The sequence below is a fragment of the Hyphobacterium sp. CCMP332 genome (assembly GCF_014323565.1).
GTDB lineage: Bacteria > Pseudomonadota > Alphaproteobacteria > Caulobacterales > Maricaulaceae > Hyphobacterium.
In genome coordinates, this window is sequence record NZ_CP058669.1 from 781,832 (window position 1) to 802,610 (window position 20,779).

Consider the following 20,779-nt stretch of genomic DNA (forward strand, 5'->3'; position numbering starts at 1 on the left):
CACATGCAACGGATGGACCAAGTCCTATCCGTTGCCCCTGATGTGCGAAATGTCAGCCGCCAAAGAGCTTGGCACCCTTCTGCCACCAGCCTGAACGCTTGGGTGCATTGTCCTTTGCGTCCTTTTCGGCAGGTGCCGACTCGGCGGGAGAATCGGCCATTTCATCAGCCTTGGCCTCGGCTTTCGGTTCGGCCTTGGCGGCGGGCTTTTTGGCCGCACGGCGCGGCTTTGGCTTGTCCTCGGGCGCTGACTCGTCCGCCGGGGTTTCCGCCTTGGCTTTTGCGGCTGCGGTTTTCCGGGGCGCACGCTTGGGCTTGGGCTTCTCGTCTCCGGCGTCAGCCGGAGTCTCGTCTGCCGCCGAATCGGTTGCGGTCGCTTTGCCCTCGGCAACGGCGTCCGGCTTCTTGCGCGGCTTGCGCGTGCGCTTCGGCTTGGCATCGGCTTTTGGACCGGCATCCGCCTCAGGGGCTTCCGCAGCGGCATCGGCCGGCGCGTCCGTCTTTTTGCGGCGTGTCCGGCGCTTTGGCTTGTCGGCTTCCGCGGGTTCCGTTGGCAGGGCCACCGCTTCGGCGGCCGGATCGATCACCGCCATGCCCGCGGGTGCCTCGGCGATATCCGTGGCCTCGTTGGAGTCGGGTTGGCCTTCCTGGTTGGTGTTGGCATCGCCCTGTTCATTGCCACGACCGCGACGCCGGCCCCGTCCACCCCGGCGGCCACGGCGACGGCGCTTGCGCGGCTGACCGTTCTCGTCAAGCTCGGGACGTGCGGCGGGCCTGGCCTCGCCATCATCATCGCTGTCTTCGCCATCCGCTTCAGCAGCCGCCTGATTTTCCGTCGAGGCAGCTCCATCATCTTCTGTCCGGCGCCGGCGGCGACCGCGGCGACGGCGGCCATCGCCCTCATTGCCGCTGTCTTCGACCGGCGTGTCTTCCGGCTCGGAAACAGGGACCGGCGTATGCTGGGTAATCGGAGCCGCTTCAACTTCGGGTTCATCAGAGCGATCGCGTGCCTCAATGACCTCGACATTGCAGTCGGGCGGAATGAGGTCCGGATCAGCGCCGATGAGAACGCGGAAATCATAGCGCTGTTCGAGCGCCAGAACATGATCGCGCTTTTCGTTCAGCAGATAGAGCGCCACATCGGTCGGCAAGGTGATACGCACCTTGGCGGCGCGTTTGCGGGCCCCTTCTTCTTCAAGGGCGCGGAGCGCGACCAGTGCGCTGGAGGACGGCGTCCGCTGATAGCCTTTGCCGCCACAATGCGGGCAGGTCTTGGTCGAGCCTTCCAGAATGGAGGTCCGGCGGCGCTGACGGGAAATTTCCATCAGGCCAAACTGGGAAATCCGGCCCATCTGGAGCCGGGCCCGGTCCTTCTTCATCGCATCTTTCATGCGCTTTTCGACAGCCCGGATATTCCGGTTTTCTTCCATATCGATGAAGTCGATAACAACCAGACCTGCCAGATCGCGCAGGCGCATCTGGCGCGCGGCCTCATCGGCCGCTTCCAGATTGGTCTTCAGGGCGGTGTCTTCGATATTGCGTTCCTTGGTGGAACGCCCGGAGTTCACATCGATCGCCACCAGGGCTTCGGTCTGGTGGATCACCAGATAGCCACCCGATTTCAGCTGCGTCTCGGCATTATACGCCGACTCCAGCTGGTCCTCGACATGATGCCGGACAAAGAGCGGCATCGGTTCTTTATACTGCTGGACCTTGGAAGCATGCGACGGCATCAGGAGCTTCATGAAGCCCTTGGCATCCTTATAGCCTTCCTCGCCCTCGACCAGCACGATCTCGACATCACGGTCATACATGTCGCGGATGGCGCGGCGAACGAGGTCACCTTCCTCGTAAACAAGGGCAGGGGCCACCGATTCCAGCGTCTTGGCGCGGATGTCGTCCCAGACGCGGCGCAGATAATCGTGGTCACGGCGGATTTCCGCCTTGGTGCGGCTGGCGCCGGCGGTGCGGACGATCAGGCCCATACCGGTCGGTAGGTCCAGCTCGTTGGTAATTTCCTTCAGGCGCTTGCGATCACTGCCATTGGCGATCTTGCGGGAAATCCCGCCACCGCGAGGTGTGTTCGGCATCAGCACGCAATAACGGCCGGCGAGCGACAGATAGGTGGTCAGCGCTGCGCCCTTATTGCCGCGCTCTTCCTTGGCGACCTGGACCAGCAGCACCTGGCGGCGCTTGATAACTTCCTGAATCTTGTATTTCCGGAAGAAATTCCGGCGTTTGCGGGCAACGGCCTCGACTTCGACATCGGCGTCGTCTTCCGCGCCGTCTTCGCCTTCCGTCTCGTCGGCCTCATCAGCCTCAGCCATCGCTTCTTCGACAGCTTTTTCTTCCTCTGCCTGCAAGGCGAGGCGATCCTCATGAGGGATCTGATAATAATCCGGATGGATTTCGTTGAAGGCGAGGAAGCCGTGGCGATTTCCGCCATATTCTACAAAGGCCGCTTGCAGAGAAGGCTCTACGCGCGTGACTTTTGCCAGATAGATGTTTCCGCGGATGGGTTTCTTGGCCGCGGATTCGAAATCAAACTCCTCGACGCGGGACCCTTCGACGATGGCGACGCGAGTCTCTTCCGAGTGACTCGCATCGATCAGCATTTTCTTTGACATGCAAATTTGCTCCTGCACGCATCCCAAGTGGACGCGGCGGCGCGGCGCAGCAGACAGACCCGTCTGTATCAGATTGTAGGGGCTGGAAAATCGGCGCGACGCGCATGTTAAACTTTCCTGGTGTGAGGGGCTCCTGATGAGCCGCCTCACGGACGGTTCGGGCGCAGGCCGCAACAGATTTGGCCTGCGGGATGAAGTGCGTTTTGGCGGACATCCGCCTCGGCGCGTTCCGGACCGGGACCTCAGTCAGGCGGCGCAAGCGCTTCACCTTCCGGAACTTTTCACAACATGCCCGAAAGCGTCCGCAATGGAAAGCATTTGATCAGCAAGCCGGAATTACGGCTGTCGTCAACGAAACGTCAATGCAAACGGGGTAACACTGGAAAAAAGCCGTGCACCGAATCACGGCGTTTGCGATGGTGGTGTCATGGGCAGAACGTCCTCATTCCTGATTTCGCTCCTGATGTGGGGCTTGGCTGTCGGCGCGGCGGCAGACGCGCGAGATGCGTCTGAAATCCGTCAGGTCCGCTTTGGCGGCGATGATGGCGAGACCCGTATCGTAGTAGAGCTGTCCTCGGAAATGGAATTCCGCGCCTTCACGGTCTCTGATCCATCCATGCGCCTGGTCGTTGATCTGCCCCGCGCTGCCTGGTCGGTTTCGGGGCTCGAGACCGGTGAGGGACTGGGATATGGTCTCGTTGAAGACTTCCGCTTCTTCGACCGGTCCGCCAATGCGTCTCGCATTGTATTTGAGCTTGATGGCCCGTCTGTGATCACCGGGCAATTCGGCATTCCCGCGAATGCCGACAATCCCCATCATCGTCTGGTGGTTGATCTGCGACGGGTCGAATCGGTTCAGGCTGAGGCAGAGGCCGGATTTCCCGAAGCCTCAAATCTCAGCCAGCTGATCGCCGAACGTGTCGAGGCCGTTTACGTTCCGCCACCGCGCGAGCGCCGCGTTATCGTGCTGGATGCCGGCCACGGAGGCCATGACCCGGGTGCGCTCGGGGCGGCTGGAGCCGAGGAGGCCGATGTGACTCTTGCGGCGGCGCGCGAACTGCAGCGTCAGCTCGAAGCGACCGGTCGTTATGTTGTCTACATGACCCGGAACAATGACACCTATCCGTCGTGGGAAGAGCGGGTCGGTGTTATGGCCGAACAGCGCGCTGACCTGTTCCTGTCCATTCATGCCGATTCCTCACCGAGCGCTCAGACGCGGGGGGCCGCAGTCTACACGCTCAACGACCGTGCCGAGAGCCGGGCGCGACGGATTGCACGGCAGGGTGCGAACCACACAAATCTTGTTGAAGTGAATAATATCCTTGTCGAGCTGGAGCTGCGCGAAAAGCGCAATCAGTCTGCCGCGTTTGCCGAAGTCATGCTCCAGCACCTCGCAGAGGCCGGGCCTCTGCTTCAGAACCCGCATCGTCAGGCCAATCTCTTTGTTCTGCTTGACCCGCGTGTGCCGGCAGTGCTTCTGGAAATGGGTTTCATGACCAATGCTGCCGATCTTGCCAATATGCGTTCGGAGCGCGCGCGCGCGCGCCAGATGGCCGCCGTGCTGAGTGCCATTGATGCCTACTTCGAGCGGAATGAGGAGCCGGGACGCAATCCGGTACGGGCTGCACAGCTGACGCCCATTCCCTGATACGCCTGAGACGATAAACGGCTTTCGTTCCATTGCAGGCTTCGCCATAATGTTGACAACAGACGAAGCAATACAACCGGTCTGACGGGAGCGGCATGAAACTCTTTACCTGGCGAAATATGTTCCGCGCGATCATCTGGGGCGGTGGAGCGGCAGTGGCCGCCGGACTGATAGGTCTGGTGGTCATCGTTGTTTATGTGGCGCGTGTCTCCCAGGATTTGCCTGATTACACGCAGCTCGCAGAATACGAGCCGCCGGTCACCAGCCGCGTGCATGCCGGTGATGGTCGGCTGATTGCCGAATTCGCGCGCGAACGCCGGATATTTGTGCCGATTGATCGCATTCCACCAACCCTGTCCAACGCCTTCCTGGCTGCTGAAGATGCCCATTTCTATGAGCATGGCGGGCTGGACTTCCTCGGCATTGTCCGCGCCACGATCAACAATATCGGCAATGTATTGCGCGATGACCGGTTGGAGGGTGCATCGACGATCACCCAGCAGGTGGCCAAGAACTTCCTTTTGTCGTCCGACCAGCGTCTGGAACGCAAGGTCCGGGAAATGATTCTCGCGCGCCGGATTGAGCGTGCCTTCGAGAAGGACGAAATTCTCGAACTGTATCTGAACGAGATCTATTTCGGCCGCCGCTCCTACGGCGTTGCGGCGGCGGCCATGAATTATTTCGGCAAGTCGCTGGATGAGCTCACCCTGGCCGAGACGGCTTTCCTGGCCGCGGTCGTCAACGGCCCGTCGCGCTTCCACCCGATCCGTCATCCGGAACGTACTCTGGACCGGCGCAACTGGGTGCTGTCGCGCATGGCGGCAGAAGGCTTCATCACGCAGGAAGAGGCCGAGGAGGCCGCCCGCGAACCGATGCAGGTCATCGAGCGCTTCAGCGGTGAAGAATATGTCGCGGCCGAATATTTCGTCGAGGAAGCCCGTCGCCAAATGTTCGATACCTATGGCGACGATCAGCTTTACAATGGCGGTCTGTCGATCCGCACCACACTGGATACAAGATTGCAGCTGGCCGCGCGCAACGCGCTCCGCAGCGGTCTGGAAGACTATGACCGCCGTCATGGTTATCGCGGCGCGCTCGGTCAGATCGAGGCCGGTGAGGGCTGGGCCGAGCGTCTGGACGCTTTCGAGGGAACCCCGCCCGATATCAATGAAGGCTGGATGCCCGCAGTCGTGCTGGAAGTGTCGGACGACAGTGTGCGTATCGGATATCTGATCCAGCCGGAGGATGACGGCAACAATTTCATCGACGTTGAAAATCAGGAGACGGAAGAGGATGCCGCCCCGGAACCGGCCGAAGGCATAATCGCCCTGTCGGAGCTGGAATGGGCGCGGCAATCCCTCGAGGATGGCCTGATGGGCCCCACGATCAACCGGCCGTCAGATGTGCTGTCGGTGGGCGATGTTATCCTGACCGAAGCCCTTCTCGATGAAGATGGCAATGCGGCGGGCTTTGGCCTGCGGCAGGTGCCGGCGGTCAATGGGGGTCTGCTTGCGTTGGATCCGCACACAGGCCGCGTGCTGGCCATGGCGGGCGGATATTCTTTCCGGCAAAGCCAGTTCAACCGAACGACACAGGCGCGGCGTCAGCCGGGCTCGTCCTTCAAGCCCTTTGTTTATGCGGCGGCGCTGGACAATGGCTATACGCCGGTCTCGATGATCCTGGATGCGCCCTTTGTGGCCTCAGGCGGACCGGATCTGCGCTTCTATCGGCCGCAGAACTATTCCGAACGTTTCTACGGCATGTCGACGCTCCGCCTCGGACTGGAATTGTCGCGGAATGTCATGACTGTGCGCCTGGCGCAGGAAATGGGCATGGAACCCATTGCCGAATATGGCGAGCGTTTTGGCATCTATGATGATCTTGAACCGGTTCTGGCCATGTCGCTCGGGGCCGGGGAGACCACGCTCTGGCGTCTGGTGACCGCCTATGGCGCACTGGTGAATGGCGGGGCGCGAATCGAGCCCACCATTATCGACCGCGTGCAGGACCGCGACGGGAATACCATCTATGTGCATGACCCACGCGCAAGCGACGAATACGACGTCGATGAGTGGCAACCGCGTATGGACGAACCGGAAGTGCCCGAACTGGGCGAGGAAGTCATCAGCCCGGTAACGGCTTATCAGGTGGTCCACATACTTGAAGGCGCCGTTCAGCGCGGCACGGGCACGGCCTTGAGATCGCTCGGGCGCCCGCTGGCGGGTAAAACCGGTACGACAAATGATTTCCGCGACGCCTGGTTTGTCGGCTTTGGCCCGGACATTGTCGTTGGCGCTTATGTCGGCTTTGATTCGCCCCAGCAAATGGGCGCGGGCGAGGCCGGGGGTCGGGTGGCGACACCCATCGTGCGTGATTTCCTCGAAGTGGCCCTGCAGAACTATCCTGTCGCGCCCTTCCGCGTGCCCGAGGGCGTCAGCCTGGTGCCGATTGATGCGCGCACCGGAGAGCCGTCCGTGCTCGGCCGCCCGGGGACCATTCTGGAGGCGTTCCAGCCGGGAACCGAACCCAGCCGCAGCGGGAATAACCAGGAAACCGGGCTGACCTTTACCGGTAGCACCGTGCCTGGAGACGCAGACGACGAGTCCACCGACGAGGATCTGGGCGGAATTTACTGACTTTCTGAAATGACGCAGTTGCCCGCTTGATAGAGCGGGGCGCTACGGCTATCCGGAAGACTGAAACGGGGAAATGATCCATGCGCGCCGATGTGCAAAAACTGTCAGACGAAATCGAGCGGTCCGTAGGACTGCTGAGGAGGCGTCTTTGACTGGCCTACAGCGGAAAAACGGTTCGACGAATTAAGCGCCCGCGCGGAACATCCCTCATTCTGGGATGATCCCGTCAAGGCTCAGGCCCTGATGCGCGAGCGCAACAAGCTGGAATCATCCATGAAGGTGATCCAGGAGCTTGAATCCGAACTCTCGGACAATGCGGAACTGGCTGAGCTGGCCGAAGCCGATGGTGATGACGAGTTGATGGCGGAAGCCATTTCGGCGCTGGAAAAGGCCCGCGAGCGGGCCGCCCGTGCGGAACTGGAAGCACTGCTCTCAGGCGAAGCCGACGGCAATGATGCCTACATCGAAATCCATCCTGGTGCCGGGGGCACAGAGGCGACGGACTGGGCCGAGATGTTGCAGCGCATGTATATGCGGTGGGCCAATGCGTCGGGCTACAAGGTCGAGGTGATCGAGGAGCAGGCCGGCGAGGAAGCCGGCATCAAGTCGACGACGCTTCTGATCAAGGGCGAGAATGCCTATGGCTGGCTGAAAACCGAAGCCGGCGTCCATCGTCTGGTGCGGATTTCGCCCTTCGACTCCAATGCGCGCCGTCATACGAGCTTTGCCAGCGTCTGGGCCTATCCGCTGGTGGATGACACGATCGAGGTCGACATTCCCGAGAGCGAGGTTCGCACCGACACTTATCGCGCTTCCGGGGCAGGCGGCCAGCACATCAACAAGACCGATAGCGCTGTGCGCCTGACCTACACGCCACGCGGAGAAACCGATCCGATAGTGGTGCAATGTCAGAATGACCGCTCCCAGCACAAGAACCGCGCTACGGCCTGGAACATGCTGCGCGCGCGGGTCTACGAACTGGAATTGCAGAAACGGGAAGCGGCAGCCCAGGCCGAAGCCGATTCAAAGACCGAGATCGGCTGGGGACGGCAGATACGCTCCTATGTCCTGCAACCCTATCAGATGGTCAAGGATTTGCGGACCAATGTCGAAACCTCCAATACGCAAGGCGTGCTGGATGGTGACCTGGATCAGTTCATGGCTGCGGCCCTGGCTGCGCAGCTGGGCGAAAGCGCAGACGAAAACGCCGCCGACGATTAGTCAGCGGCGGTTTCAATCAGAAAGTCAATTTGTGGCTCAGGCCGAGCTTTTTGCCTTCGGCAGATCCAGTGATGGATTGTTGGTCGAGTCGCTGGTCTTCGGCGGTGACGACGGCGCGCTGCTGCTCGACGAAGATGGCGGCGGCGCTGATGCGCTGGAACCGGCGGATGGTGCGGCAGAAGCCGGGGCTTTTGCGCCTGGGGCTTTACCCGCATCAGCGACCGGATCCGACGAATGGCGGCAATGGCCGTCAAAGAAAGCACCGCTTTCCATCGACAGGGCGGAATGGACGATATCGCCTTCAATGCGCGCGGTCGCCGCGAGTTGGACCTGACGTGCGCGAATGGAGCCCTTCACCTTGCCGCGAACGATCACGGTCTCGGCAATGACTTCACCGTCAACGGAGGCTTCTTCGCCAATGGTCAATGACCCGGCGCGGATATCACCTTCGACGGAACCGTCCAGCTGAACTTCGCCTTCGGAGGTGATGGAGCCTTGAAGCACCATATCGGCGCTGATGATGGAGGGAGCTTTCGATTTCATGGCGGACCTTTTGACGGGGGAAGGTTGAGGGGCGCTGACAGCGCCGTCTGACGAATTATCTTTAGTTCTGTTGAACATATTGTCCGGCTCTCAGGAAGCGTTCAGGGTCAAGCGTTTGGCGATTATTCCAGACTTCATAATGCAAATGCGTGCTCGTGCTTCGGCCGGTTGAGCCCATGCGGCCCACCTGCTGTCCGGCACGAACCGTATCGCCACGTCTCACCTCTATCGAGGAAAGGTGAGCAAAACGCGTCATGAAGCCATAGCCATGGTCAATTTCTACAGTGCGACCATAACCCGAGCGCCAGCCAGCGTAAACGACGCGGCCCGGCCCCGTTGCATAGATGGGAGTGCGGTATTCCGCAGAAACAAAATCCTGCCCGGAATGATAGGCCGGCCGGCCCGTGAAGGGATCCATCCGGGGGCCGTAATCGCTGGTTTCACGATATTCGCCCCGGATCGGCACGCCCAGCGGCAGGGCCATCACGGCAGTTTCGATTTCGCGGGCTTCGATCAGCCGCGTTGCAATACGGGCAACTCGCGCAGAAAACGCGTCATCCATATCCAGTTCGGCACCAAAAGCCGAGCTGGCGATCGACAGGAAGGGACCGCCGCTTTCTTCACTGTCGCGGTTTTCCGCGAGAACATCATCCAGGCGAAGCCCGGTCAGTCGAAGAACAGCGCGAAGGTTTTCAAGCCGCGCCTCGGCGGCGTCCTCGGCTTCCGCAAGCACGACATCCTGTTGCTGGATCAAGGAGACAACCCGGTCTTCCGGCTCGTTCGGGGCGTTATGCTCTGACAGGGTCAGCTCTTCCCGCGCTCTTCGCGGTGTCGGATCTGCGGGTGTTGCCGCCATGAGAAGACGGCCGCCATCCAGAGCCGGCGAGGGATCGTATTCGTCTCCGTCAATATCCTCGACCAGCTGGATCAGCTGGCTGAGTGTTTCATGCCGTGACTGGAATTCATTGGCGGTCGAGCGAAATTCCTCGACCTGGGATTCAAACATGGCCTGCGTCGCGGCTTCATTCGCCATCGCTTCGCTGACCATGCGGGAAGATTCTATGCGGACGCGGTCCATGGCGGCGCTCTGTTGAGACATCTGGTAGCCATGGAAGGCGACGGAAATCGTGGTGAAGCACAGCCAGCCGGTCAGGACCACGACGCTGGTCAGGGCCCCGACCTGCATCGATGTTGTCAGCTCGAAATATCGAACCTGCCCGTCACTGCGATGGTAGATCTGGCGTCCCGGAAACCATTGTTCCGCCAAATCCCACACCTTCTGAAATACCCCAGAAATCATTTAACTGGTCCGCACCTGCGCTTGGCCACCCCGACCTGCTCGGGCATAGGACACGATCACGTCCTACTTATCAATATTTCGTTATGCAATCAGCGCGCCAAATAACACACGCAAATTCAGTCAGAAAGCGATTGTGCTGCGGCGAGAACGTCCGCTGCATGGCCCTTTACTTTGACCTTTGGCCAGATATTTCGAATTAAACCTTGCGAATCAATCAGAAAGGTTGCGCGCTGGATTCCCATATATTTGCGGCCATACAGGCTCTTCTCGACCCAGACGCCGTAGTCCTCGGTCACCTTGCCATCCAGATCAGCGCCCAGGATCACGTCCAGTTCATTCTTGGTCTTGAAATTATCGTGCCGTTTGACGCTGTCGCGTGACACACCGACGACAACGGCATTCGCGGCATCGAAGTCTTTTTTCAGCGCAGAGAAGTCGATGGCCTCGGTTGTGCATCCCGGCGTGGAGTCTTTGGGATAGAAATAAAGGACAACCGTTTTGCCCGCGAGTTCCGACAATCTGACTTCACCGCCACCATCCGTTGGCATATGGAATTCTGGGGCTTTCATGCCTTCGCTTAACGTGCTCATTTACTGTCCTCCTGTTTCCGCCGGGTGCAATGCCCGTCTCACTGTCTTACAAGATTTGGAGCCGACGACAGCCCCGCTGACTGCACGAGATGTGTCCTTATGATCAGGCGTTCCTTCCGGTTCCTTGTGATTTACGCGCTGGAAGCGATTGCCGTTCTGTTTGCCGTGACATTGTTTGCTGGCGGAGCTTTGATCTGGCGGTTGTCGCAAGGCCCGATGGAACTCGATTTCCTTTTGGCGGATGCGCAGTCGCGTCTGGCTGAGGCATTCGAGGGCGACCTTGTTTCGCTAACGTCTCTGGAAGCGCGTTTCGATACCGATTCAGGATTGTTGATCATTGCGGCACGCGAAGTGACCGTCGCGGAGACGGGCGGAAACCTGATCACCCGCGCACCCCTTATAGAAGCCGGGTTCGGACTTGATGCCTTGCTTAATGGCCAGATTGCCCCGACCAGCGTCACGATCGAGGGTGGGGCGGTCTCTATTGTCCGCCGAGCAGATGGGGCGGTGGGTGCTGGCCTGGGATCGCCGGCGCGGGTTGCTGAAGATGCGCGCCCCGCCGGTAGCGATCGTAATGTCGATGCCGTACTCGAACTCCTCCGCAATCCCGATGACAATGCACTGCTCGGACGTCTGACACGTGTGTCTATTCATTCGGCATCGGTCCGTGTTGTCGATGAGGTCAATGAACTGGACTGGTATATCGATCAGGCCGAATTGCGGCTCGATCGCGACACCACACGGCTTCAGGCCGAACTGTCGGGCCGGTTTGCCACAACCGCCGGGTTTGCCCCCGTCGCCATGCGCCTTGAAGCGGGCGCTGATCTCAACACATTCCTGTTTGAAGCGCGGGCCGAGAATCTGTCACCACGCGCGATCGCGCCGCTTTTCGGTCCCTTTGCCAGGGCGGGGGACATCAATGCGCCGATTTCCGTTGAAATGTTCGCCAGCGCGTCGCGGAGCGAGGGTATCCGCGCCGCCAGCCTGAATTTGAATGTTGGCGCGGGGCAGTTGGGGCGCGGCCCATCGGCGCAGGCTATTCGCGGGCTGACGGCCATTATCGAATACGAGCCGATTGATGGCGCGATCAGGATCAACGAACTGAACATTGATGCAGACCGTCTGACGACGCGGATGACCGGGCGTATCTTCGATATGCGCGAGTTTGACGATGCCTTTCCGCGGCGATGGAATTACGATCTCAGCATTGGCCCCGGGCGGCTGGATCTCGGCGGCGTCTTCGAAGCGCCGCCGGAATGGGCCGGCGTTGAACTTTCCGGCCAGATGAATGCCCGTAATATCGAGATCAGCTTTGAGCGCCTCGATGCCGAGATCGGACCCATCACGGCGCGGCTGATCGGCTTGGCCCGATTGCGTCAGGTGGAAGACGGAAGCTGGCTGCCCGATATCCAGTTGACAGGCCCTGTGGAGGGAGATGTGCCGCCGGATCTGGTCTTGCGCTACTGGCCAGTGGAACTTGCCGATGGCGCCCGCCGCTGGATTGAAGAGTCGATCATTTCGGCGAGGGTTTTTGATGCCCATCTGGAGTTGGATCTGAACGCAGAAGCGCTCGTCGAAAAGCGTCTTGCCGATGAGAGAATGACGCTCACCTTCGGTTTCGAAGACGCCGCCTTCCGCTATATCTCGACGATGACGCCGATGACGCGGGCCCGCGGCCGGGCGACGCTGTTCGGCAATTCCTTTGTTCTGAACCTGGACCGCGGCTTCATCGGCGAAACGCCGGTTCGCAATGGTTATGTCGATATTCCCTATCTTAATCCCCGTGGCGCGCTGGCAACATTCGGCGGTGAAGCCACGGCGGGCGCTCAAGCGGTTCTCGCGCTGATTGACGAGCCGCCGCTGAATCTGGTGTCGAGCTATGGGCTTGATCCGCAGGCCGTTACCGGCCAGGGCGACGTGCAGTTCGAAATCCAGCGTCCCATGCTGGAAGATGTCCCTGTTGAAGATATCGGTTTTGATATTCGCGCCGAGTTTGCCGATGTCTCGATGGACACCGGCATCCGCGATCTCGTTCTGTCCAATGGTGACGTGCTTGTTACCGCCACACCACAAGCCCTGGAAATCTCTGGCACGGCTGAACTGGCGGGAACAGAGGCCCGAATTCGTTGGGTCGAAAGCCTCGGTCTGCCTGACGGCGAACCCTCTACCGCGCTGGAGATGGATGCGCGTCTGGATCCGGTGACGCTGGACCGTTTGGGCATTCCACTGCGCCGCTATCTGGATGGAAGTATCGATGTTCGCCTCCAGACACTTGGCGAGGCATTTGCGTTTGACACCGTGACGATGGCCGCTGATTTGCGCGCAGCTCGGGTTGAATGGCCCGGCGGGTTGTTCATCAAACCGGACGGCGAGCCGGCACTTGCCGAGGCCGAATTGCGCTTTGACGATACCGGCACTGTGAACATCGAACGATTCCTGATGGAGGCGGACGGTCTGTCGGCGGCAGCATCAGCACAATTCGGCAGTGATGGACGCCTTCTGGCGGCGGATGTGTCGCGCCTGTTTCTGGACGGATTTGTTGATGCGGCGGGCAGTGCCACCCGCCCGCAGGGGCCTGATGGTCCGCTGGCCTTCACCCTGACCGGCCCGTTTTTCAATGCGACGGACTTGTTGCCGGGCTTGACGGATTTCTCGGGTGCTGGCGGCGCGCCGCCTCCGCTCGGTCTGTCTGTTGTTTTTGACGCGGTGCAGGTGACGGATGCGACGCGCTATAACGACGTGCGTCTGGACTGGCAGTCCGACGCGGCAGAGGGCGAGTTGCTGACTGTCCGGGCCAATACACCGGCGGGTGATTTTGCCCTCGATCTTGCCTCGGAAATTGGCGGACGGCGGGAAATTGCTTTGAATACGGCTGATTTTGGCGAGTTTCTGCGGCTGCTGGATCTGTATGACAATGTGGCGGGCGGCACGCTCAGCGTGACGGGCTCCACGCCGCCGCCGGGAACACAGGGGCGCACCGAATTTCATATCGAGTCCGGCGCTTTCAACCTGATCCGGATGCCGGTTCTCGCCCGGGTGCTGGCAGCGGGCTCGCTGCCCGGGCTGGCGGCGCTGCTCAGTGGTGACGAGGGCATCTCCTTTGATGTGCTTCAGGCGGACATCGTGATTGAAGACGGCAATATCAACATTTCCGAGGCGCGCGCGAATGGCCCCTCGCTGGGGGTCACCACGGACGGCACCATCAATATGGTCGAGGATCGCCTGGCTCTGGATGGTGTGCTCGCCCCGTCCTATGGTCTCAATTCCTTCGTCGGAAATCTGCCGCTTGTGGGGGAGGTGCTGGTATCGCGTCCGGGCGAAGGCGTTATCGGCATCACGTTCTCGGCGGAAGGGCCATTCGATCAACCGACGGTCATCGCCAATCCGCTCTCTGTCCTTGCACCGGGCCTGCTGCGCCGCCTGTTTGAAGGCTCCGCAGCTGATCGCGAGCGCGCGCGTCAAGCTGAGGAAGATAACATCGAAAACGCGGCCCCGGTTGAAACCTTGCCCGAAGCAATGCCGGAATCCGAACCCGCTATTCAGCCGGATGCCGGTGACGGCGAGCCCGAGATCACGCTTGAACCACAGGGCGATGCTGCGGACGAAACCACGGACGACGGGCCGGATAACTAGGTCAGGCGAGCTTTCCCAGCGCGTGGCGCTTTTTCCCGGCGGACACCTTGATCGCGCCATCCACCAGGTCCTTCGTTGTCACGACGGCTTGTGGGTCGGCCACGACCTCGCCATTCACCCGGACACCGCCGCCCTTGACCAGACGTTTGGCTTCGCCGTTGGAATCAGCAAATCCGGCTCCGGTGAGCAGAGAGAGCACCGGAACGCCGTCTGAAAGCGCTGCAGTGTCGATTTCGAATGACGGCAAGGCGCCGCCGCTGCCGCCGGACGCAAAGGTAGCCCTCGCGGTTTCCTCTGCCTCTTTCGCCGCCTTTGCACCATGCAGCATGGCGGTGGCTTCGTTGGCAAGGCGGACCTTGACCTGATTGAGCTCGGCGCCTTCGGCTGTTTCCAGCTCTGCGATCTCGCCCAGCGGGACATCGGTGAAGAGCCGCAGGAAGCGGCCGACATCGGCATCCTCGGTATTGCGCCAGAATTGCCAGTATTCGTAGGGGCTGAGACGGTCATCATTCAGCCAGACGGCACCGGATTCGCTCTTGCCCATCTTCGCGCCGGACGCTGTGGTGATCAGCGGTGTGGTAAAACCGAAGACCGGCTTCTGATCGATCCGCCGGCAAAGCTCGACACCATTGATAATATTGCCCCATTGGTCGCCGCCGCCGAGCTGCAGCGTGCAATTATAGCGGCGTGACAATTCCAGGAAATCGACCGCCTGCAAGAGCATGTAGTTGAATTCGAGGAAGGTGAGCGGCTGTTCGCGCTCCAGCCGCAATTTCACGGATTCAAACGTCATCATGCGGTTGATGGTAAAATGGGGGCCGTATTCGCGCAGAAATTCCAGATAGCCGAATTTGGAAAGCCACTCGTCATTGTCGACCACGATCGCATCGGTGGGCCCGTCGCCGATGGTCAGCAGTTTGCCGAAGGCCTTCAGAATCCCGACCTTGTTCGCAGCAATGTCTGCGTCTGTCTGCATCTTGCGCGACTGGTCCTTGCCCGACGGATCGCCGATCTTGGTGGTACCGGTGCCTACAAGAATGATCGGTTTGTGCCCCGCCTGTTGCATGCGGCGCAGCATCATGATCTGCACGAGGGAGCCGACATGAAGGGAGTCAGCCGTGATATCAAAGCCGATATAGCCTGTGACCGGCTGGCTTGCGGCCGCCTCATCGAGCCCCTCTATGTCAGTCGCCTGATTGAGATATCCGCGGGAAACCAGCGTTTTGATAAGATCGGACTTGTATTCGGTCATGGCTTCGGCCTGATTAGGGGTTGGCCGCGTCTTTTAGCGGCGCTTTACCGAACCCGGAAGGGGGCAGCATGTATCGCGTGATCGGATTGATGAGTGGCACGTCTCTGGACGGCGTCGATGCGGCGCTGATTGAGACCGATGGCGGCCTGTGGATCACCCCGGTGGCCGGCGCCGAGCAGCCTTATTCAAAGGCTGAACGCGCGCGCCTGCAAGCCGCCGTCGATGCGGCGCTCAAGTGGAAGTTTGAAGGTCCGGAACCGGCCGAATTCGCCGACGCGGAAACAGCCCTGACCGAGGCGCATGCGCGCGCTGTGGAAGGTGTCATCGCGGCAGCAGGGCTGACAGCCGGTGATATCGATCTGGTCGGCTTTCATGGCCAGACGGTTTTGCATCGCGCGCCAAACACAGAGCGCAAGGGTGCCACACGTCAGATTGGTGATGGCGAAGCGCTGGCCAGGCAATTGGGGATTGATGTCGTCTATGATCTGCGCAGCGCGGATGTCGCGGCCGGTGGCCACGGCGCACCTCTGGCGACGCTCTATCATGATGCCTTGTTCAAACGCGACAAGCTGGACGGTCCGGTCGCGGTTCTGAATCTGGGCGGTGTCGCCAACGTGTCCTGGCTGGGCGAGGGGGATCCGGTTGCCTTTGATACCGGGCCCGCCAGTGGCCTTCTCGACGCCTGGTGCGAAGAAACGATTGGCGAAACCTGTGACCGTAACGGTGCTCTGGCGGCGCGTGGCACGGTCGACGAATCCGCGCTGTCCACTTTGATGGCGCATCCCTATTTTGCGCTGACCCCGCCCAAATCGCTGGATCGCTGGGATTTCTCGCTGGATCCGGTGCGCGGCCTGTCGCCGGAAGACGGAGCGGCCACGCTGACGGCCTTCACGGCCCAGACGGTGGCCGATGCGATTTCCGGGATGGGACAGCCGCAACGCATTCTGGCGACCGGGGGCGGCCGCAAGAACCCGGTCATGACGGCTGCCATCGCCGAGCGGCTGGGCCATGCCGTCGAGCCGGTCGAAGCGGTGAACTGGAATGGCGATCTCATGGAGGCGCAGGCCTTTGCCTGGCTGGCCGTGAGGTCACTGAAGGGATTGCCGCTCAGCCTGCCGTCGACAACCGGTGTCCCGGTGCCGGTGACAGGTGGACGTCTGGCGAAAGCGGCCTAGCGGCGCGGACGAACCGCCTTGCGTTCCTCGAAGACGAGGGGCAGGCGGCGGTCGAGATAGGCCTCGATCCGCTGTTCCAGTTCTTCAAGATGATTGGCGAACATGTGGCCGGCACCCGGCACTTCCTCGCGCTCGATCACAATGCCCTTCTGGACCCGGACCTTGCTCATCATGCGTTCCATGTCGTCATAGGGCACGATCTTGTCGTCCGAGCCGTGAATGATGATGCCGGACGCGGGGCAGGGAGCGAGGAAGTTGAAATCATACATATTGGTGGGCGGGGCCACCGAGATGAAACCACCCACTTCCGGGCGGCGCATCAAAAGCTGCATGCCGACCCAGGCACCGAAGGAATGGCCGGCGACCCAGCTGAAAGGGGCATTGCTGTTATAGGCCTGCACCCAGTCGAGCACGGTGGCCGCATCTGACAACTCGCCCAGACCCTGATCATAGCTGCCCTGGCTGCGGCCGACACCGCGGAAATTGAACCGCAGAGTCGCAAAGCCGCGCTTGCGGAAAATGTCATACATCATCACCGAGGTATGGTTTTCCATATTGCCACCACCCAGCGGGTGCGCATGGCAGATAAGGGCGATGGGCGCATTGCTTTCTTCACCCGGTGAATAGCGGCCTTCAAGGCGCCCTTCCGGGCCGGGGATGATGACGTCAGGCATGGCGATATCGCCTTTCTTTTTCAATTCCCATGTTGCCAACGCGGTTTATCAACTGCAATCAGCAAAAAACTTCATGTTTGCGGGCGAGGAAAAGTTGACTAAAACACTCGGAGATCTACGTCCCACTGCGTTATGGTCCAGCCGCCCTGGCTAAGATGGCGCGTGATAACACAAGCCACCTTGTAAATGCGAGGGTTTTGGGGAGTGAAGACATGAAGTTAAGCACTAAAGGCCGATATGCGGTTATGGCAATGGCAGATCTGGCCCGCAAATCCGTGCGGAGGCCGGTGACTCTGGCCGACATCGCCTCGCGTCAATCCATTTCGTTATCCTATCTCGAACAATTGTTCGCCCGGCTGCGTAAAGCCGAGCTGGTCGAATCGGTTCGCGGTCCCGGCGGCGGATATTCATTGGCCCGGGCGGCCGAGGAAATCCGCATTTTCGATATCATGTCGGCGGTCGATGAAAGCGTCGACGTTACACGCTGCGAAGGTGAGGCCAAGGGCTGTATGGATGACGGCCGCCGCTGTATCACCCATGATCTGTGGGATGAGTTGAGTCGTCATATTTACCTGTTTCTCGGCTCCATTACGTTGGAAGACGTTATAGCCGGACGGGTCATGGGCTCCGCTCGCGGCGCGAATGAACATGCGGCAGACGCAATCGCCGCCGAATAAGCGAGGACACAAGGCAGAAAATGGCAGTCTATCTCGATCATAATGCGACAACGCCGGTGCGCCCCGAGGCGCGCCAGGCTCTGCTCGACGCCATGGATCGCGGTGGAAATGCGTCTGCCGTTCATACGTCCGGACGTGGTGCGCGCGCGATTCTTGAACATGCGCGCCTGTCGATTGCCCGGTCTGTCTGCGCCCAGCCGAATGACATCATCTTCACCGCCGGCGGCACCGAAGCCGACAATCTGGCGATCGAGGGGGCCGTGCGCGGTGGCGGGGTGACCCGCATCATCCACACGGTCAGCGAACACGAAGCCGTGGCCCGTTATGCGGAGACCACGGACCGTCCGGTCGAGCTGTGGCCGATCCGGCGGGACGGCATTGCTGATCTCGACTGGCTGAAAGCGCGTCTGGCCGAACTGGGTGAGGGTGAAACCGTTCTGGTCTGCCTGCATGCGGCCAATAACGAGACCGGCGTGATCCAGCCCTTTGCCGAGGCCGGGCAGATGATCCGCGAAGCGGGCGGGCTGTTCCACATTGATGCCGTGCAGGCGCTCGGCAAAATCCCCTTCGATTTTGCCGCCTCCGGCGCCCATTATGCGGCGGTTTCGGCACACAAGGTCGGCGGGCCGCAGGGGGTGGGGGCTTTAATCCTCGCCTGCGACGCCCCATTTAGTGTTCCCAAGCGGGGTGGTGGTCAGGAAAAGGGCCGCCGCTCTGGCACGGAAAACGTGCCGGGGGCCTATGCCTTCGCCAAGGCGCTGGAGGCCTGTCTGGCCGATCCTGACAAGTGGAAGCAGATCGAAATCTGGCGTGACCGGCTTGAATCGCAATTGCAGGAAATGGACCCAAGTATCTGTTTCCTTGGCAAGAATGCGCCGCGCACGCCGAACACATCGGCCATCTGCCTGCCGGGCTGGGAAGGTGGCATGCAGGTCATCGCGCTGGATCTGTCCGGCATTTGCGTCAGTTCCGGCTCGGCCTGTTCATCGGGCAAGACCGGCGTGTCGAAGACATGGTCGTCGATGATGTGCGAGAAGACGGCCAATTGCACGATTCGTGTCAGCCTGGGCTGGAATTCGACCGAAGCGGATGTCGAAGCCTTTGTGAAGGCCTGGTCAGCGGAATTTGCGCGGGTCAAACCGCGTCTCAAGGAAATCGCCTGAGCGAAAGAAAATCATGGTAGCGGTCAAGGAAACCATCGCAGACGTCAAACGTCTGGAAGCGGACAAGTACAAGTACGGCTTCACCACCGAGGTGGAGCAGGAACGTGCGCCGAAAGGCCTGTCCGAAGACACGATCCGCTATATTCCGCCAAGGAAGCGAGCGCCCCAATGGATGCTCGACTGGCGGCTGGAGGCCTACAAGCGCTGGCTGGAAATGCGCGAGCCGGACTGGGCCAAGGTTAATTATCCGAAGATCGATTATCAGGACATCTATTATTACGCCGAGCCATCCTCGGGTGCGAAATACGAGTCCATCGATGATGTGCCGCCGGAAATCCTTGCTGACTTTGAACGCCTGGGCATTCCGTTGCGAGAGCAGGAAGTTTTGCTGGGCGTTGCGGGTGCAGCTGAAACCGCGGCCGAAGCGCGCGAGAAGCCGCGCGTGGCGGTCGATGCGGTGTTCGATCAGTGTTTCGGTCGTGACCACCTTCAAGGAAGAGCTGTCGAAGGCCGGCGTGATCTTCATGTCGATCTCCGAAGCGATGCGTGAGTATCCGGAACTGGTGCAGAAATATCTCGGCACCGTGGTTCCGGTCACCGACAATACTACGCCACGCTCAATGCGGCAGTGTTTACCGATGGGTCTTTGTCTACGTGCCCAAGGGCGTTCGCTGCCCGATGGAGCTGTCGACCTATTTCCGCATCAATGCGAGAAGAACACCGGTCAGTTCGAGCGCACTCTGATCATCGCCGAAGATGGCGCCTATGTGTCCTATCTCGAGGGCTGCACAGCGCCGCAGCGCGATGAGAACCAGCTGCATGCCGCCGTGGTCGAGCTGATCGCCATGGATGACGCCGAGATAAAGTACTCGACGGTGCAGAACTGGTATCCGGGCGACAAGGACGGCAAGGGCGGGATCTACAATTTCGTCACCAAGCGGGGCGATTGCCGCGGCAAGAACTCGAAAATCTCCTGGACCCAGGTCGAGACCGGTTCAGCGATCACCTGGAAGTACCCTTCGTGCATTTTGCGTGGCGACGGCTCGCGCGGAGAGTTCTACTCGATTGCGGTGTCGAACGGCTATCAGCAGATCGATTCGGGCACCAAGATGATCCATCTGGGCAAGAACACCTCGAGCCGGATTATCTCCAAGGGCATCTCGGCGGGCCATTCGTCCAACACCTATCGCGGCCAGGTCTCGGCCCACCGCAAGGCGTCGAATGCGCGCAATTTCACCCAGTGTGACAGCCTGCTGATAGGTGATCAGTGCGGCGCGCACACGGTGCCCTACATCGAGGCGAAGAACTCGACGGCTCAGTTCGAGCATGAAGCGACCACCTCGAAGATCGCCGAGGATCAGCTCTTCTATGCCCGCCAGCGCGGTCTCGACGAGGAGACTGCCACAGCCCTGCTCGTGAACGGTTTTGTCCGCGAAGTGCTTCAGGAACTGCCGATGGAGTTTGCGGTGGAAGCCCAGCAATTGCTCAAGGTTTCGCTCGAAGGGAGTGTGGGATGATGGTTTGCCGCGCTTCTACTCACCGTCATCGCCCGGCTTGTCCGGGTGATCTCGAGATCCCCCGAATAAATCGGGCGATGACGGATTGGGTGTACAGCAAACTCTACCCGCGTCCCTCGGGCTC

Annotated in this window: 15 protein-coding genes; 9 read left to right on the top strand and 6 right to left on the bottom strand. The window is 60.4% G+C overall.

The features are described 5' to 3' along the window. Positions 1–52: 52 nt before the first annotated feature. Positions 53–2,626, bottom strand: a complete 2,574-nt coding sequence (locus tag HXX25_RS04040; protein ID WP_187167233.1) for a ribonuclease E/G — start codon at positions 2,624–2,626, stop codon at positions 53–55. A 427-nt stretch (positions 2,627–3,053) separates the two neighbouring features. Here HXX25_RS04040 and HXX25_RS04045 point away from each other — a divergent pair, with 427 nt between their 5' ends. From HXX25_RS04045 to prfB, 3 genes are all read left to right on the top strand, one after another. Then, positions 3,054–4,274 carry an N-acetylmuramoyl-L-alanine amidase gene (locus tag HXX25_RS04045; protein ID WP_187167234.1) on the top strand — a complete coding sequence of 407 codons (1,221 nt, stop codon included), beginning with the start codon at positions 3,054–3,056 and terminating at the stop codon, positions 4,272–4,274. A gap of 119 nt (positions 4,275–4,393) precedes the next feature. Next, positions 4,394–6,910: a penicillin-binding protein 1A gene (locus tag HXX25_RS04050; RefSeq protein ID WP_370543756.1), complete on the top strand. Its 2,517-nt coding sequence runs from the start codon at positions 4,394–4,396 to the stop codon at positions 6,908–6,910. Between the two features lie 80 nt (positions 6,911–6,990). Beyond that, positions 6,991–8,131, top strand: a protein-coding gene (prfB, locus tag HXX25_RS04055) for a peptide chain release factor 2 (protein WP_187167236.1) whose coding sequence is annotated in 2 segments (ribosomal slippage) — positions 6,991–7,059 and positions 7,061–8,131 — 1,140 coding nt in all. Because the reading frame shifts where the segments join, the coding sequence is not laid out codon by codon here. Positions 8,132–8,167: 36 nt separating this feature from the next. Here prfB and HXX25_RS04060 read toward each other — a convergent pair. The 3 genes from HXX25_RS04060 to HXX25_RS04070 all read right to left on the bottom strand — a co-directional run bounded on the left by HXX25_RS04060 (position 8,168) and on the right by HXX25_RS04070 (position 10,564). Beyond that, complete coding sequence (locus tag HXX25_RS04060; RefSeq protein ID WP_233346866.1) at positions 8,168–8,674, bottom strand: polymer-forming cytoskeletal protein; 507 nt, start codon at positions 8,672–8,674, stop codon at positions 8,168–8,170. A gap of 61 nt (positions 8,675–8,735) precedes the next feature. Continuing rightward, positions 8,736–9,950 (bottom strand): M23 family metallopeptidase, encoded by a 1,215-nt coding sequence (locus HXX25_RS04065; RefSeq protein ID WP_233346980.1) that lies wholly within the window; start codon positions 9,948–9,950, stop codon positions 8,736–8,738. Between the two features lie 140 nt (positions 9,951–10,090). Further along, on the bottom strand, positions 10,091–10,564 hold the full coding sequence (locus tag HXX25_RS04070; protein WP_187167239.1) for a peroxiredoxin: 474 nt from the start codon (positions 10,562–10,564) through the stop codon (positions 10,091–10,093). Between the two features lie 99 nt (positions 10,565–10,663). Here HXX25_RS04070 and HXX25_RS04075 point away from each other — a divergent pair, with 99 nt between their 5' ends. After that, positions 10,664–14,197, top strand: coding sequence for an AsmA-like C-terminal region-containing protein (locus HXX25_RS04075; protein WP_187167240.1), 3,534 nt, complete (start codon positions 10,664–10,666; stop codon positions 14,195–14,197). Between the two features lies 1 nt (position 14,198). Here the strand turns inward: HXX25_RS04075 and tyrS are convergent, their stop codons facing one another. Next, positions 14,199–15,449: a tyrosine--tRNA ligase gene (gene tyrS, locus HXX25_RS04080; protein ID WP_187167241.1), complete on the bottom strand. Its 1,251-nt coding sequence runs from the start codon at positions 15,447–15,449 to the stop codon at positions 14,199–14,201. A 68-nt stretch (positions 15,450–15,517) separates the two neighbouring features. Here tyrS and HXX25_RS04085 point away from each other — a divergent pair, with 68 nt between their 5' ends. Then, entirely contained in the window at positions 15,518–16,624 is a 1,107-nt protein-coding gene (locus tag HXX25_RS04085; RefSeq protein ID WP_187167242.1) for an anhydro-N-acetylmuramic acid kinase, read from the top strand. Here HXX25_RS04085 and HXX25_RS04090 read toward each other — a convergent pair. Further along, the gene (locus tag HXX25_RS04090; protein WP_187167243.1) at positions 16,621–17,298 is read right to left on the bottom strand and encodes an alpha/beta hydrolase; all 678 of its coding nucleotides are present in this window, start codon (positions 17,296–17,298) and stop codon (positions 16,621–16,623) included. The genes HXX25_RS04085 and HXX25_RS04090 overlap by 4 nt on opposite strands. Positions 17,299–17,510: 212 nt before the next feature. On the opposite strand from HXX25_RS04090, the gene HXX25_RS04095 reads away from it, so the two are divergent. Genes HXX25_RS04095 through sufB form a run of 4 tightly spaced genes read left to right on the top strand, consistent with a single transcriptional unit; the run spans position 17,511 to position 20,655 of the window. After that, positions 17,511–17,975: an Rrf2 family transcriptional regulator gene (locus tag HXX25_RS04095; RefSeq protein ID WP_187167244.1), complete on the top strand. Its 465-nt coding sequence runs from the start codon at positions 17,511–17,513 to the stop codon at positions 17,973–17,975. A gap of 20 nt (positions 17,976–17,995) precedes the next feature. Next, positions 17,996–19,138 (top strand): cysteine desulfurase family protein, encoded by a 1,143-nt coding sequence (locus HXX25_RS04100; protein WP_187167245.1) that lies wholly within the window; start codon positions 17,996–17,998, stop codon positions 19,136–19,138. Positions 19,139–19,151: 13 nt separating this feature from the next. After that, complete coding sequence (locus tag HXX25_RS13465) at positions 19,152–19,688, top strand: hypothetical protein (protein ID WP_233346867.1); 537 nt, start codon at positions 19,152–19,154, stop codon at positions 19,686–19,688. Further along, positions 19,618–20,655 (top strand): Fe-S cluster assembly protein SufB, encoded by a 1,038-nt coding sequence (gene sufB / locus HXX25_RS04105; RefSeq protein ID WP_233346868.1) that lies wholly within the window; start codon positions 19,618–19,620, stop codon positions 20,653–20,655. Before HXX25_RS13465 ends, sufB begins: the two co-directional genes overlap by 71 nt. Positions 20,656–20,779 lie beyond the last annotated feature (124 nt).

Bases quoted from the DNA above. Each gene is read 5' to 3' on its own strand.
- HXX25_RS04040 (WP_187167233.1), bottom strand. From the start codon at position 2,626: ATGTCAAAGAAAATGCTGATCGATGCGAGTCACTCGGAAGAGACTCGC.
- HXX25_RS04045 (WP_187167234.1), top strand. From the start codon at position 3,054: ATGGGCAGAACGTCCTCATTCCTGATTTCGCTCCTGATGTGGGGCTTG.
- HXX25_RS04050 (WP_370543756.1), top strand. From the start codon at position 4,394: ATGTTCCGCGCGATCATCTGGGGCGGTGGAGCGGCAGTGGCCGCCGGA.
- HXX25_RS04060 (WP_233346866.1), bottom strand. From the start codon at position 8,674: ATGAAATCGAAAGCTCCCTCCATCATCAGCGCCGATATGGTGCTTCAA.
- HXX25_RS04070 (WP_187167239.1), bottom strand. From the start codon at position 10,564: ATGAGCACGTTAAGCGAAGGCATGAAAGCCCCAGAATTCCATATGCCA.
- HXX25_RS04075 (WP_187167240.1), top strand. From the start codon at position 10,664: ATGATCAGGCGTTCCTTCCGGTTCCTTGTGATTTACGCGCTGGAAGCG.
- tyrS (WP_187167241.1), bottom strand. From the start codon at position 15,449: ATGACCGAATACAAGTCCGATCTTATCAAAACGCTGGTTTCCCGCGGA.
- HXX25_RS04085 (WP_187167242.1), top strand. From the start codon at position 15,518: ATGTATCGCGTGATCGGATTGATGAGTGGCACGTCTCTGGACGGCGTC.
- HXX25_RS04090 (WP_187167243.1), bottom strand. From the start codon at position 17,298: ATGCCTGACGTCATCATCCCCGGCCCGGAAGGGCGCCTTGAAGGCCGC.
- HXX25_RS04095 (WP_187167244.1), top strand. From the start codon at position 17,511: ATGAAGTTAAGCACTAAAGGCCGATATGCGGTTATGGCAATGGCAGAT.
- HXX25_RS04100 (WP_187167245.1), top strand. From the start codon at position 17,996: ATGGCAGTCTATCTCGATCATAATGCGACAACGCCGGTGCGCCCCGAG.
- HXX25_RS13465 (WP_233346867.1), top strand. From the start codon at position 19,152: ATGGTAGCGGTCAAGGAAACCATCGCAGACGTCAAACGTCTGGAAGCG.